Below are 14943 nucleotides of genomic sequence, written 5' to 3'. Positions count from 1 at the left end.
TCAACCGGACGCTTTCAGGTGCCGACTGCTGTCGTCACGTTCACAGGTCCTTTTACAAAAACCCATCTGCGACCTTAGCGCCCCCGCGGTGAACTTCATCTATCCAAAAACTCCTTGATATTCGCATAAATCCCATCAATCAACTCGGTTCGGGCTTCCACACTCGACCAGGCGATATGTGGCGTCAAAATCAATCTCTCGCTGTTTTCAACATGAAGCAGAGGGTTATCCTTCTCCATGGGTTCATTCTCAAAAACATCCAGCGCCGCACCGGCAATGAGTTTATCATCAATCGCTCTGGCCAGGTCCGGTTCATTCACAATCTTTCCCCTGCCGGTATTGATCAAAATGGCCGTCTCTTTCATTTTTTTGATCTGATCATAGGAAATCAGATTCTCCGTGTTCTCATTCAGAGGGGCATGGATGGAAACCACATCCGATGTTTCCAGCAGTTCATCCAGATCCAATCGCTTGTAGGGCTGATCCGTATTTTTGCCTGACGTTGAGTAATAGACCACTTCAGCGTCAAAGGCTTCCGCAATCTGAGCCACTTTTTGTCCGATCGTCCCAAGACCGATAATGCCAAACCTTTTTCCTCTCAGTTCATGAAAGGTGATATCCGTATTGGTGAAGATCTCGCTTTCAGAATAGTCCCCGTTCTTAATGAAAATATCATAGTAATCCAGGTCCTGCATCAGTTTAAATAGCATGGCAAATGTGGACTGAGCCACACTGTGAGTTGCATAGCCCGCAACATTTTTCACAACCACTCCGTGCTTCTCTGCTGCGTCCAGATCCACATTGTTCATCCCGGTAGCGGCGATCGCAATCATTTTCAGCTGTCCCGAATATGTTGAGATCAATTCTTCATCCAGCACCACCTTATTTGTGATTACAATATCAGCGTCCTTGATCCGCTCTTCGGTCTCCTCCGGTTTTGTTACTGGATGAAAAGTGACGTTTCCCAGCTCATTCAGCTTTTCAAGGTTGGGCGGTGTTCCTACGGTTTTGGCATCCAGAAATACGATGTTCATTTTCAAATCAATTTAGTTTTAATGTTTATTCTTCTCCTCAATCCACTTCGACATATACTTTGTCCCCTGCTGATAGTGATGCATCAACAACGAACCGGTAAAATTTTTCTTTCTGTGGTTCCGGAGACTTTCATGCAGCACAGTCAGTCGATTCAAAAAACCATCAGCAAACTTTTCTTTGTCAAATCTCTGTTTCAAAATTTTAAATCCTTTTTTTTGAGCCGCATCCCATATCTCTCTTTTTTGATGGAGCTTCACAGCGCTATTTGCAAACTGTGCCGGATCATCCAGAACAGCTCCGGGCCAATCCTCCGCTGCTTCTATTCCCTCTGCTCCAATGGACGTGGTTACGCTTGGTGTTCCGAATTTCATGGCATCTGCCAGCTTTCCTTTTAACCCCGCACCAAATCGCAAGGGAGCTAACAGAACTCTGGCTCTGCTGAGCACCTCTTCGGCTGACTCCGCCCGCCCATGCACCAAAAATCCCTCTTTTGGATTTTGCAGCTGATAAACTTTTTGTGATGGATAGGCGCCGTAAATATTCAACTTTGCATTCGGAAGCTTTTGATGAATCAACGGCCAGATCTCCTCCTTCAGCCACAAAACCGCATTCCAGTTTGGTTCATGCAGAAAATTACCGATAGACACAAAGTCATCCCGGTCTTCGAATGGGATCGATGAACTTTCCGGCAATTCGTTCATCAAAAATGGAAGGTAACAGAGCAGATCCTCAGATAACTTGAACTGTTTCTGAAGTAACTCAAACTCAAATTCTGAGATAATCAGTGAAAGATCACACCGGTAAATGCTTGCTATTTCACGTTTGGCTATTTCTTCATCAAAAAGCATACCCGGTGTAAATTCTTGTCCGCTTTTCCAGGCGTTCTGACGTGCTGCCCGCAGAGAGTGCAGATCTTCTGTATCCAGAATTCGTACTGCTTCCGGACACTCATCGACAACCCGCCAACCAAACTGCTCTTCGGTCATAAACCTGTCAAACATGACAACGTCCGGCTTTAGCTCTCTAACGAAATCGTTGAATGTAGAGCTGTTTATTTCTACAGCTTTCCGATTAACGCCGTAATCCGCCAAATCAACTGCATAACTGCTATCGGAAGCTGAAGTGGCAAAAGTAATGTCGTAACCGCCCCGCTGAAAGAGGTCAATCAACTCCAACATTCTGCTCCCGGCAGCAGATGAGCTGGGCTCCGGCCACACTTTTCCGATGATCAGCAATTTCTTTTTTTGATTCATGTCTAAAAACTATCCATTTCTACCATCTCACGCAGATCTTTTTATTAATCTATTACCCTAAACAAAGTCTATTTTTGAATAGATGGAGTTCTTAATACCTTTCGCCTGACTTTTCACAACAATATTTTATGAGCATACGCTACATCGACAAGGACAATGAGCTTAGCTCTGTTGTCCGCCATCTCGAAACTACCGACCAAATTGCAATCGATCTTGAATTTGACAGAAACCGGTACCGGTACGGGTTCAATCTCTGCCTCATCCAGTTATTTGACGGTGAAGATTGTCACCTGATTGATCCCTTAAGTGATCAGCTGGAAACTGAAAAGCTCTTCCCGGTTCTGGAAGATTCCTCTGTTGAAAAAGTGGCGTTTGCTTTTCAGGAAGACCACAGGCTTCTGCATCATGTTGGCTGCCGGCCCAAAAATATATTCGACCTCAGAATTGCATCGCAGCTGCTTAATTATCCTCCCGCTTCTCTTACTAATATTGTTCAGGATACACTCGAAGTGGATATGGGTAAATCATCTCAGAACAGTAACTGGTTCAAGAGACCTCTGAAAGAGAATCAGATAAAATATGCGGCCAAGGACGTTCTCTACCTTTTTGATCTGAAAAAGAAGTTTAAATCTGAAGCTGAGCAGAAACAAATTCTGCGATGGATAGATGAAGAGAACCGAAACTGGGATCACGTTCAATATGATGATTCCGACATCAACAACTTCATCAAGGAAAAAGATAAACAGGATTTAAATGAGGTTGAATGGGAAATCTTTGTTCGGCTGATGGAATTCCGGGAAAAAATTGCAAGTCAATCCGATCGCCCGTCCTACCAAATATTCAGTAAAAATCTGACCTGTGATATTGCCCAAAATCCCGACAGGCTGAAAAACTGGACCTCAGAAAAGGGAGTTTTCAACAGGTTGAAAAACAGAGGCATTCAGAAAAAATTGGAGAAGCTTGTTCAAAAGGCCATTCAGGAAGCTGAAGCGAAGGGATTGTCGCGCTCCAAACCGGCTAAAAAATCTCCGACTCCAGAGGAGATGAAAGAGATCAACCAGAGAAAGCAGCTCATTCAGCAGGCTAAATCGGAATTCTTTTCTCCAATCAAAGATAAAATAACCGAAGATTACGGTGAAGAGGTGAGTACTTTTCTGTTCAGCAACCGGATCATCGCGGATCTGGTGACCGGCTCGAATGGATCTTTGGAAGACTATAAACGCAGTTTATTGGAGCGTTATGCGGATGAGCTGCATCTGGATGTGGATCAGTATTTGGACTGATTTTGATATAAGGAACGTGCTATAGAATGTCCCCCTTCGAAGGGGGAAGAGGCTCGTGAGAGCCGAGGGGGATGACTTGATGGACTAAGGTTTGGTTTGAATATTTATCATTTAGCTTTGAACTACTACTTTTCATCCCCCATTCCCCCTTCAAAGGGGGATACTCTTTCATATATTCTTCTTAAACTGACGTTAAGTTAGATCACTTGAAAGCAAGTTGAACTACCAGTTCAAATCACATGAATTGTGTATAGATAATTACGGCAAGTCCGATGAGCAGTGATGCCCAGATGATGATTGCATAGCGGCTCAGTTCCTCTCCTTCTCTTCTCTCCCTGAAACTTTTAGGTTTTATTCCCTGAAGCAGGAAGGTAATCACACCGGCCAGATTCACGCAGATAATGTATGTGACTGTTAAGACGCCTGCACCGAATGCAAGATCAAACATGCCGCTTCCAATCAGAAGACCGGTGGCTACCATAGGAGGCAGAAGTGCAACGGCCACCATCACACCAATTACGGCTGCAGAAATTCCCCGGGTAAATGAGAGACACCCGGCAACGCCTGCCGCCAGTCCCAACGCAATATCTGCAAAACTCACAACCGTTCGGGAAGAGATCTCATACACATTCGGATCAAAGTTTATCATGTACCCCATGAGAATAGAAAGCACCATACCAATTGAAAATCCATAAATAATGGACTTGAAAGAGCGAATCATCAGGGCTTTATCGCCCAAAGTTGTTGCAAGAGAAAGGCCCACATTCGGACCCAAAATCGGTGCAATCACCATCGCGCCAATCACCATCGCGCCGCTATTCCGGATCAACCCATTGGCGGCTACCACACAGGAAAGAGCAATTAAAACAAAATAGACCCACGAACTGTCAACCACCGCTTTAATCTCTTCGTAGAGCTCATCCCTGGAAATTCGTTTTACTCGCTTGTCTTCCGACTCCTGTTCATCCTTGGTTTTCTCTTTTTCATCTTCATCATCTTCTTCCTCCTGTTCCTGTCGTGGAATGGTAGCTGAAACAGGAAGCAGAATCACTCGATAATCATCCCGATGCCCCAGTTTGTTGTCAATATCTTCGAGAATTTTTTCGGTAAGCTCTACATCCGCTAGAATATGAACAGTAGTTCTGCCGGATACAGAGTCATCAATCCACTGTTCTATAACATCTTCTTCGTTGATAATCTCTTCAACAGGATCAAAACCTTCCGGAGTAATAATTTGAATAAGTCGAAGTGCCATGTGGGAATATGAATTTTAAAACGTATTTAATCAACAAAAAAAGAAGAGCCGGCTTTTTATCAAAAAGCCGGCTCTTAACCTATCTCGACAGATATGATAGCAGACGGGATACGCCTGCATCACTGTGTAAGCATTTGTCAATCAAACAAATTTCAGTTTGCTCTTTCCATATTTGGCCTAGTGGTTTCCATTTTCAGCAGCCGGTAAACCGGGCAGTACGAAACTGCGCCTGAGAAAACTAGAATTAATCCTATAAATCCCCAGTAGCTGTCGAAATATAAACCTACACCAACCATAAGAGCGCCAATAATCACTCGAATAATCGAATCGATGTATCCTACATTTTTCTTTAAAATCATCATGTCAACCTCTCATATTTTATTTATTAACAGATTGACGAAATTTCAAACCTTTCGATTTTTGGCTTCATCATCTTCATCCCTTCTTGTCTCTGCTTATATGATAAGAATCCTTCTAATACCTTCACCACATGCCGATCCTGATCGCATTATGGTACCTGCCACTAGCAGCGCATAGGGGAAATCCCTATGCACAATAGATGGTTGTATTCGCCAATGTAGAGTACCGTGATGCTGCCATCTTTTTGCTATATTTCACTAAATTTTTAAAATGAATTTATACCTTACTATGGACTTTAAACCACCTTTTCAATCGATTACTTGGAATGAAGATCGTGTAACCATTATTGATCAAACTTTCCTGCCCGAGCGGGAAGTTTTTATTGATCTGAACACAGCCGGACAAGTTTGGGATGCCATCAAAAAAATGAAAGTGCGCGGTGCGCCTGCAATCGGTATAACGGGTGCCTATGGACTCTATCTCGGCGTGAAGGATTTGAAGGAAGGAACGTTCGACTCATTTTATAACGAAGCCGATCGCTTGTCTGAGTACCTGAACTCAGCAAGGCCAACAGCTGTAAATTTATCATGGGCTCTGAAACGTTTGATGGCTACCATCTATGCAGCAAAAGAGAAACCGATCGAAGAGATTAAAGAGATCGTTTTAAAAACTGCAGTTACTATTCACAACGAAGATCGCAGACTGTGCAAATCAATCGGAGAAAACGGACTGGAGCTGATACCCGATGATGCCAAAATCTTAACTCACTGCAATACCGGCGGTTTGGCAACAGGAGAATTCGGAACGGCATTTTCCGTGATTTTACACGCACATCATGCCGGCAAGTTGAAACAGGTTTGGGTTGATGAGACCCGGCCTCTGCTTCAGGGTTCACGATTGACCGCATGGGAGCTTCAAAAAGCGGAGATTCCCTTCAAGCTAAATGTTGACTCGGCAGCGGCATTTTTGATGCAGCAGGGAAAAGTAGACCTGGTGATTCTCGGGGCCGATCGTATTACGAAAAACGGAGACACAGCCAATAAAATCGGAACCTACTCGCTGGCCGTTTTGGCTAACGCCCACAATATTCCATTCTATGTGGCGGCCCCCTACTCCACTATCGACATGGATTTAGAAACAGGTGATGAAATTGAAATTGAACAAAGAGATGCGGATGAGGTCACCAATTTTGGAAATAAACAGACCGCTCCTGATAAAGTGGATGTCTACAACCCGGCTTTTGATGTGACTCCAAACCACTTGATTACAGCGATTATCACAGAAAAAGGAGTAATCAAGCCCAACTATAAAACCAATTTCGAGAAACTGTTTGGGTGAAACTAAGCTCTCAATTGTCTAAAAACCCGTGCTTCTTCATCCACTCATCGTTATAAACTTTGGATGTGTAGCGCGTTCCGCTGTCGGGCAGAATCACGACCATCAGGTCATTTTCTCCCAGGTTATTTTCACGGGCATACTGCAAAGCGCCATAAACGGCGGCGCCGCATGATCCCCCAATAAACAATCCTTCCTCTTTTGCGAGGCGCCGGGTCATTTGAAATGCATCCTTATCTCCCACTTGAACAACGGCATCCAAAAGATCTATATCCACATTTTTGGGAATGATGTCCTCTCCGATACCTTCCGTCAGATATGGTTTGACTTCGCTCTTGTCGTACTCGCCGGTTTCAAAATATTTTTTGTACACCGATCCAACGCTGTCTACTCCGATTACTTTCACATCGGGATTCTGCTCCTTCAAATATTTCGAAGCTCCGGTAACCGTTCCTCCGGTTCCCATTCCGGCTACATAGTGCGTCACTTTTCCTTCTGTCTGTTCCCAGACTTCAGGCCCGGTCGTTTCGTAGTGAGCCTGTTTATTACTCAGGTTATCGTACTGATTCGGGTAGTACGAATTTGGAATCTCTTCACTTAGTCGCTTAGCAACAGAGTAGTAGCTTCGCGGATCATCCGGTTCAACGTTGGTCGGACACACTTCAACCCTGGCACCTAATGCCCGAAGCAGATCAACCTTCTCCTGACTCTGCTTATCTGTGGTAGTAAAAATACACTTGTAACCCCGAACAGCAGCAACCAGGGCTAAGCCCATACCTGTATTACCTGACGTCCCCTCAATGATGGTTCCGCCCGGTTTGATCAATCCCTGCTCTTCGGCATCATCAATCATTTTAAGGGCAATCCGATCTTTTACACTCTGTCCCGGATTGAGATACTCCACTTTTGCAGCAACCGTTAATTTTAACCCATCTGTAACGCTGTTCAGTCGAACAAGCGGGGTATTTCCAATAGCATCTATAATTGAATTGTGAATCATTTTTTATAATCTCTTTGAACTGATAAACTTTTGCGCAAAATATAGTAATTTTTGATGCCGAAATTGTAATCAATCATCTATTGGACCGGAGCCTGAAACGCTCATGACTCAGCACTATTTTACCCTGCTATACCTGCTTCTGATCGGACTGCCCTTTTTTGATACGTTCATTGAGAGCACACTTAATCACCCGGAAAATTATCTCGATCTCACAGAAACCGGAACTGTTCGAGTATTAATTTTAGAAAAGGAAAACCCGAATGTGATCAGAATCAATGCAAAAGATGCGCCACTATCATTTCAGTTGGATGAGCGTGAGATCACTCTCAAACCCGGAGATGGCTTTGTGTTTGTGTATCTCGGCACTGATGGAGTCACTTTCAAAAAGGGTGGTATTTCTGAGCAGTCAAAAAAGCTTACTATTCATAATCAGGGCGGACTTATTCAACTTTTCTCACAGGAAACTTCAACTCGCTACTACCGGGGAGATTTGGAAATTGAGTTCAGAGACCGAGCCGGCTTACAAATGATCAATGCTGTTGGTTTGGAAGACTATGTTACCTCTGTGATTGGCAGTGAGATGAACTTCAGGGAGATGGATGCGCTCAAGAGTCAGGCCGTTGTATCGCGAACCTACACGCTTTGGAGTATGCATAAAAGCGCATGGCCCGGTTTTCATCTGAAAGATCACGAGCAAAATCAGGTATACAAAGGCGAATTAATCAGCCGCCCGGATTACGCTGAAGCGGCGCAAGCCACTGCCGGTGAAATACTGACGTGGAGCAACAAATTGATTCTGGCCGCCTACTCCAGCACATGCGGAGGTACCACCGGAAATAACAGTGAAATGTGGACCGGGCCGGATTTGCCTTACCTGAACCCGATTAACGATCGGCAAATGTGTAGCCTCTCTCCTCACTACGAGTGGGAAACAGAGCTTTCAACCAAGGATTTTTTCGATTTCATCAAAGCCCGTTACGCGTTCACACCGGTAGATTTTGATATACAAACTCATCCGTCAGGAAGGGTCAGCACAATTACATTTTACGACAGGTTCAGCAAAGAACTAACGTTTGCCGGAAATGAGTTCAGACTCATCATCAACAGACACTTTGATAACATGACTTTAAAAAGTACTCTATTTACTGTTCATCAAAACGGAAGCAGAATTCATATATCAGGCAATGGCCTGGGTCACGGTGTGGGAATGTGTCAATGGGGAGCCAAAGGATTTGCCAATGCCGGGTGGAACTACTCCGATATTTTATCATTTTACTTTAGTGGTACAAAAATTGTAGATTTGAACGACATTGAAGAACAAAAAATAGCCCTCTCTAATTAAACACTATGTTTCTCGAACAAGACAAACCAAAAGACTACGACTGCGGATATAACCTGGATCTGATGATTGCAGCAATTCCGAGAATAGATGATCATCAAGAGCGAATTCGTTACGCTAAACGCGTGGTAGGTCTGATTAAACAGAGCCATCCTAACTGGGTAGAAAAAAACGGACAAAGCCGGCTGGCTTGGGATTACTACTTTGAACTCGCTGACTATAATCCGAATGACTATGGAATCCAGAATCCGTTTGATAGCGGACAACAGGATGACGCTGAATAAGTAACAAGATGCTCGGAATTATCCGTATAGAATTCATGGCATCGAAGCCCATCGGTTAGTCAAATTCTTGATTATACAAGTTGTGTAACTATACTGTCTTTCAATAGGATACCTGAAATTTAATGTTTTGGAATGATGAACTTTCAATTTATATTGAAAGTATTGAAAGATTTAGATGTATTGAATTTATATGAATCTACCATATTCAGACCACATAACACCGACAGAGTTTATAGAAGCGCTTGACTCTCCGTCATTTACAGGTTTTTTAAAAGAGGTCGAAAAATCCGATAAGCCTGTACTTTCTGTCACTCTTCCTATAGCAGCCATTGATCCCCTCGCCGCACTGGAATTAAATGATGAATATGAACAGCAATTTTATTGGGATCACCCTGAGAATGATATTTCCATTTCTGCAGCCGGATGTATCCGGGAACTGAAATCGACTGGCAAGGACCGATTTTCCGAAATCTCATCTCAAACCCGATCCATGAAAGAGGAAATTGACGCATATACTGCGATCAAGCACTCCATGGCCGGGCCGCTTTTTTTAGGAGGCTACTCCTTTTCTGATCATAACGTAGGTAACGTGTGGAAAAAGTTCGGAGGTGCGCGATTCGTCCTGCCTGAATGGATGATCATTCGCAACGGGAAACTGCATCTGCTTACTCTCACAATTGATAAAAACAGTTGTACACCCGATGAGATTTACCAGGAGATTATCAGTCGTATTACCGATTTTTTAAATCTTTCAGGGAAGCTTCAAAATCAAAGTATCAGGGAAACTTCCAAAAATTCCATTCTCTGTACGCTGCAATCACCCGAGGACAAAGGCCGCTGGATTAAAAAGGTGGAAAGAGCCCGGAAGATGATTGCCGATCAGAAATTTGAAAAAATTGTGCTGGCTCGATCCGTTGAAGTTGAGTCGCGCCACAAACCGATTTTCACACTGCTTACTCATCAGTTGCGTCAGAAATATCCGGAATGCTTCAATTTTATGATTCAAAAGGATTCTGATACAGCCTTTATCGGTGCCACTCCCGAACGTCTTGCTTCGTTCAGAAATAAGATTTTCATGACTGAAGGACTGGCCGGCAGCAGATCGCGCGGACGAAGCGCAATGGAAGATGAAATTCTGGCAAACGATCTTCTCAGCAGCTCAAAGGATCGCGAAGAGCATCAATTTGTGGTTAAAGCCATTCAGGAAAATCTGAAACCCTTGAGTGAGAATATTGATCATCCAAACAAGCCTCAGATTAAAAAGCTTAAAAACGTTCAGCATCTGTTTACGCCTATTTCGGCTTCTATTAAAAAAGGTGTGTTAATTCACGATTTGATACAGGAACTACATCCCACGCCTGCAGTAGGCGGGTTTCCAAGGGAAGATGCTGTTTCCCACATTCATGAAATTGAACAGCTGGACAGAGGCTGGTATGCCGCGCCTATCGGATGGTTTAACCTGAATGGATGCGGAGAGTTCGCCGTGGCCATCCGAAGTGCACTTCTTCACGAAAATCGTGCTACACTGTATGCCGGATGCGGAATTGTATCTGATTCTGATCCGGAAAAGGAGTGGAATGAAACTCTGCTGAAATTCAAGCCGATGATGGATTCATTAACCGGGGCACACCACCACTATGAATAGCCATCTCCGGTGGACGTCCGAATTTCTCAATGCACTCTATCAGCATGGAGTCAGACATGCCATCATCTCACCCGGATCGCGGTCCACTCCCCTCACCTTCGCTGCAGCTATTCATCCCGGTATTAAAAAACAGATTGTTCTGGATGAACGCTCAGCCGGATTTATTGCACTGGGCATTGGAAAAGCTACCGGAATTCCCGCACTGTTAATCTGTACTTCGGGCACAGCCGCGGCCAACTACATGCCGGCCATCACTGAGGCGAAAGAGTCCGGCGTGCCAATGATTGTACTTACAGCCGATCGTCCTCCAAACTTACGGGGAATCGGGAGTTCCCAAACCGTGGATCAGATCAAACTTTATGGTGATCAGGCTGTTTTTTTCCACGAAGCCGGCGAACCACAATTTGATTCGGCCGACTTGAAAAGACTCCGATACGCAGCCGGACAAGCTCTAGAAACCTCAATCGCATCCGGTGGGGCATCACATATCAACTTTCCGTTTCGAAAGCCGCTTGAGCCAACTTTAGAAGAGATTGAGTCTGAAAAGAATCGCTTATCCGAAATCCTCCCCAAAAAAGATTCAGAAGCTGTTCATCAGACATCCAGCCGTCAGATTCGTTTGCACCAGGATATTTTAGATTTGATTTCTGATTCCAAAAAACCATTGATCATCGCCGGCCCGGCTGATCCCGCGCATCGACTCACAAGTCAGATTCAAACCTTTGCCGACCTGCTGGATGCCCCGGTCATTGCCGAGCCCGGCAGCGGTATATCAGACAGTGAATTTCAGATTCATCGGTTCGAACAGTTCCTGAGATCAAAAGAGAAGAGGAATTCACTGCAACCGGATTTAATTCTGCGTTTTGGTGATCAGCCCTTCACTAAGTCGATGCTTGTTGCGCTGGAAGATTGGAGCGACGTTCCCACTATTCACTTCGCAGCCCGAAGATCTACGCAGGATCACGCTATGAGCGTGACACATAAAATTGAGTGTCAGCTGTCTGATCAAATTGATTTAGAAGAAATCCAATTTAATGCAGATCCGGATTGGCTTACACTTTGGAAGAGAACAGATAAATCCGCCAATGAACGGCTCAACGAATTCATAGGAAAAACAGAAGCATTAACCGACGGACACGTTTTTCATCATCTATCAGACCGTTTGACAAACGATTGGAACGTGATGCTCTCCAACTCTTTTATACCGCGCGATATGGCGATGTTCGGAGAATCAGGCAATAGACAGTTTGTGAATCGCGGAGCGGCCGGAATCGATGGCATCATCTCAACGGCCATTGGAATTGCCGGTTCAACTGAGATGCCAACCTGCTGTATTACCGGTGATCTCGCATTCCTGCACGACTCCAATGCGCTTCTGAGTCTAAAAAATATTCAGCACCCTTTCATCATTGCCGTAATCAACAATGGCGGTGGAAATATTTTCAAAATGCTGCCGGTTTCTGAGAACGAGGAGTACTTTCAGGACTATTTCATCACTCCGCAAAATGTCGATATTCAAAATCTGGCCGAAGCGCATCAGATATCGTTCAATCGAATTAGTTCCGGGAATGAACTGAACTCCTTCGATCCAAGCAGCGTGAATGGATCTCAAATCGTAGAGTTTGTAACAGACCCCGACGAAAGCATGAACCTGAGACGCACACTTTGGGAGATGTAGATGAAACTTTATGCCGATGGAGTTTCCTACCACCTAACCATCCACCAAGCCGATAGCTCACTCCCGCACCTGATTCTCTTTCACGGCTTTATGGGCTCGGGTGAAGTTTTTGATCCACTGATTGACAAACTAAAGTCGTTTTGCAATCCAATCACCATTGATCTTGCAGGTCACGGAAAAACTGAGACCCCGGCTGACAAAGAGATTTTTCATGCCGATCGACAGGTATCGCAGATAAAATCAATTCTGGACCGGCTCTCTTTTGATCGGCTTTTTGCATTTGGATACAGCATGGGCGGAAGACTGCTGTTTCAGTTGATAACCACCTATCCGAACCTTTTTGACGGAGCCATTTTTGAAAGTACACACTGCGGCTTGAGCTCAGAAAATGAGAGAAACCAGCGCATCACAGTTGATGAACTTCGGGCTGAATCGATTCTGAACAACTTTGAAAGGTTTATTAACGAATGGGTAAATCTTCCGCTCTTTAAACACACTCCGGATGATGCCAAAAAAGCTTACCGATCAATCATGGAAAGTCAAAAGCCTGAATGTTTGGCTGCATCGTTACGAGGTTTCGGGGCGGGAACCATGCCGCATGTTTGTGATAAGTTGCAAGATGTGCAGCATCCTCTCTATCTTATTGCCGGAGAATATGACACAAAATATGTTGATCGGATGGATTCGATTTCCAAACGGTGCAATGATTCAACTTTTCAGATTGTTGAAAAAGCCGGCCACCGGGTACACACTGATCAGCCCGATATCTGGATTCAAATTTTAAAAACTTTTATTACTGAACATTATGTCTGACTGGAAAACCGTAAAAGATTACGAAGATATCACCTATAGAAAACGTGATGGCGTAGCCCGTATCGCGTTTAACCGTCCGGAAGTACGTAACGCCTTTCGTCCGAAAACCCTGTTTGAACTGGAAGAGGCCCTGATCGATGCCCGGGAGGATACATCGATTGGTGTGATATTACTCTCCGGTGAAGGTCCCTCAGAAAAAGACGGTGGCTGGGCGTTTTGCTCCGGCGGTGACCAGAAAGTACGCGGCAAGCAGGGCTACGAGGGAGTGGATGGCGTTCAGCGTCTCAACGTGCTCGACATCCAGCGGCTCATCCGTTTTATGAGCAAGGTGGTGATCTGTGTGGTTCCGGGCTGGGCAGTTGGCGGCGGACACAGCCTGCACGTGGTTTGCGATCTTACGCTTGCCAGTAAAGAGCACGGCATCTTTAAGCAGACAGACGCTGATGTGGCCAGTTTTGACGGTGGATTCGGCTCAGCACTGTTGGCTCGTCAGGTAGGTCAAAAGCGGGCACGAGAAATCTTCTTCCTTGGACGAGATTATTCAGCCCAGGAAGCGTACGAAATGGGAATGGTAAATGAAGTGGTCCCTCATGAAGAGCTGGAAGAGACCGCATTTGAATGGGCTCAGGAGATTCTTGGAAAGAGTCCGACCGCCATTCGCATGATCAAATTCGCTTTCAACCTGGTGGACGATGGGATGGTGGGTCAGCAGGTATTTTCGGGCGAAGCCACCCGGCTGGCTTACATGACCGAAGAAGCTGAAGAGGGACGAAAAGCATTTCTGGAGAAGAGAAAACCAAACTTCAAGAAATTCCCCTGGTTGAGTTTGTAATCTGATCCCTCGACTGTCGGGTTGATATCGTTTATCACACCCCTCGCTTACCGAACCGCACTTTGTGCTTACGTCTTCGCTTATCCCCTCCTGTCTGCCGAAGCTTTAGCGCAGGAAGGCTCGAGAGCCGCACTTTGTGCTTACGTCTTCGCTTATCCCCTCCTGTCTGCCGAAGCTTTAGCGCAGGAAGGCTCGAGAGAAAGAATGCGAAGCATGACTTTCGAAATACAGGGGTGTGTTTCTCGACTGACGAGTTAAACAGGGATAAGATTTAAACACTAGCAGTTAATTGGAGATGTCTCGACTTCGCCCCAAAAGCGGGCCTCCGCTCGACAAGACAGCATACCGCTGTTTTGATTGCGACGGAGACGAGTGTAGTCGAGAAATCCCAACGGTTTTTAGAAAACCAAATTGGATACTAAAGTAAGTTGTCAGACGAGGTTTGAAATTCATTTCCAAACAAACGCCTCTACTTTATCACCTACTCACAAATCTCTCTCTGTTCGGCGAAATACTAATGAAACCATTCATATCCCCGGGTTTCGTTTTACTCAACCCGAGGCTATTGACATTAAACCCCAGTCGGGGTTTTTCCATCAAACTTATCTCACTGCATACAGCATTTGAACGACCTCTTATTCACTGAGCGGTTTGTTATACAACCAACCCTGAAAGGGTTTAATATGATTAGCCCCGGATAAGCAAAGCGCAATCCGGGGTTAAAATGCGATACAAGTTCACCGCCGAATAGTGGGAGTCATTTGAAGTGATGGGTAGAGAAGAGGCGGTAGCATTTTGGAGCAAAAGCCATAACACGGAGATGTCTCGGCT

General features: G+C 44.9%; 13 protein-coding genes. 8 read left to right on the top strand and 5 right to left on the bottom strand.

Going from position 1 to position 14943, the window contains the following annotated elements; translation table 11 throughout:
* Window positions 1-95: 95 nt before the first annotated feature.
* Together U5K35_RS11320 and U5K35_RS11315 are read right to left on the bottom strand one after the other, a co-directional pair.
* Window positions 96-1034: a D-2-hydroxyacid dehydrogenase gene (locus U5K35_RS11320; protein ID WP_322571572.1), complete on the bottom strand. Its 939-nt coding sequence runs from the start codon at window positions 1032-1034 to the stop codon at window positions 96-98.
* Between the two features lie 18 nt (window positions 1035-1052).
* Window positions 1053-2288 carry a glycosyltransferase family 4 protein gene (locus U5K35_RS11315; RefSeq protein ID WP_322571571.1) on the bottom strand — a complete coding sequence of 412 codons (1236 nt, stop codon included), beginning with the start codon at window positions 2286-2288 and terminating at the stop codon, window positions 1053-1055.
* Between the two features lie 128 nt (window positions 2289-2416).
* Between U5K35_RS11315 and U5K35_RS11310 the strand changes: the two genes are divergently transcribed.
* The gene (locus U5K35_RS11310; protein ID WP_322571570.1) at window positions 2417-3571 is read left to right on the top strand and encodes a ribonuclease D; all 1155 of its coding nucleotides are present in this window, start codon (window positions 2417-2419) and stop codon (window positions 3569-3571) included.
* 235 nt (window positions 3572-3806) lie between these two features.
* Here the strand turns inward: U5K35_RS11310 and U5K35_RS11305 are convergent, their stop codons facing one another.
* Together U5K35_RS11305 and U5K35_RS19715 are read right to left on the bottom strand one after the other, a co-directional pair.
* A complete protein-coding gene (locus tag U5K35_RS11305) occupies window positions 3807-4826 on the bottom strand; it encodes a TIGR00341 family protein (protein ID WP_322571569.1) in 1020 nt (339 codons plus the stop codon).
* Window positions 4827-4978: 152 nt separating this feature from the next.
* Window positions 4979-5185 carry a DUF2892 domain-containing protein gene (locus tag U5K35_RS19715; protein ID WP_416221631.1) on the bottom strand — a complete coding sequence of 69 codons (207 nt, stop codon included), beginning with the start codon at window positions 5183-5185 and terminating at the stop codon, window positions 4979-4981.
* Window positions 5186-5474: 289 nt separating this feature from the next.
* Between U5K35_RS19715 and mtnA the strand changes: the two genes are divergently transcribed.
* Window positions 5475-6524 (top strand): S-methyl-5-thioribose-1-phosphate isomerase, encoded by a 1050-nt coding sequence (mtnA, locus tag U5K35_RS11300; protein WP_322571568.1) that lies wholly within the window; start codon window positions 5475-5477, stop codon window positions 6522-6524.
* 10 nt (window positions 6525-6534) lie between these two features.
* Here mtnA and U5K35_RS11295 read toward each other — a convergent pair whose 3' ends face one another.
* A complete protein-coding gene (locus tag U5K35_RS11295; RefSeq protein ID WP_322571567.1) occupies window positions 6535-7521 on the bottom strand; it encodes a PLP-dependent cysteine synthase family protein in 987 nt (328 codons plus the stop codon).
* Window positions 7522-7624: 103 nt separating this feature from the next.
* Here U5K35_RS11295 and U5K35_RS11290 point away from each other — a divergent pair, with 103 nt between their 5' ends.
* The 6 genes from U5K35_RS11290 (at window position 7625) to U5K35_RS11265 (ending at window position 14112) form a co-directional block, all read left to right on the top strand.
* On the top strand, window positions 7625-8863 hold the full coding sequence (locus tag U5K35_RS11290) for a SpoIID/LytB domain-containing protein (RefSeq protein ID WP_322571566.1): 1239 nt from the start codon (window positions 7625-7627) through the stop codon (window positions 8861-8863).
* A 5-nt stretch (window positions 8864-8868) separates the two neighbouring features.
* Window positions 8869-9144 (top strand): DUF4290 domain-containing protein, encoded by a 276-nt coding sequence (locus tag U5K35_RS11285; protein ID WP_322571565.1) that lies wholly within the window; start codon window positions 8869-8871, stop codon window positions 9142-9144.
* A 190-nt stretch (window positions 9145-9334) separates the two neighbouring features.
* On the top strand, window positions 9335-10789 hold the full coding sequence (locus U5K35_RS11280) for an isochorismate synthase (protein ID WP_322571564.1): 1455 nt from the start codon (window positions 9335-9337) through the stop codon (window positions 10787-10789).
* Complete coding sequence (gene menD / locus U5K35_RS11275) at window positions 10782-12467, top strand: 2-succinyl-5-enolpyruvyl-6-hydroxy-3-cyclohexene-1-carboxylic-acid synthase (protein ID WP_322571563.1); 1686 nt, start codon at window positions 10782-10784, stop codon at window positions 12465-12467. The genes U5K35_RS11280 and menD overlap by 8 nt, the downstream gene beginning before the upstream one ends.
* Window positions 12468-13280: a 2-succinyl-6-hydroxy-2,4-cyclohexadiene-1-carboxylate synthase gene (gene menH / locus U5K35_RS11270; RefSeq protein ID WP_322571562.1), complete on the top strand. Its 813-nt coding sequence runs from the start codon at window positions 12468-12470 to the stop codon at window positions 13278-13280. It abuts the gene before it with no gap.
* Window positions 13273-14112: a 1,4-dihydroxy-2-naphthoyl-CoA synthase gene (locus U5K35_RS11265; RefSeq protein WP_322571561.1), complete on the top strand. Its 840-nt coding sequence runs from the start codon at window positions 13273-13275 to the stop codon at window positions 14110-14112. The genes menH and U5K35_RS11265 overlap by 8 nt, the downstream gene beginning before the upstream one ends.
* The last annotated feature ends 831 nt before the right edge of the window (window positions 14113-14943 follow it).

Source organism: Rhodohalobacter sp. (genome assembly GCF_034521535.1).
GTDB lineage: Bacteria > Bacteroidota > Rhodothermia > Balneolales > Balneolaceae > Rhodohalobacter.
The sequence above is the reverse complement of the archived record's forward strand: the minus strand, read 5'-3'. Positions and strand labels throughout refer to the sequence as shown.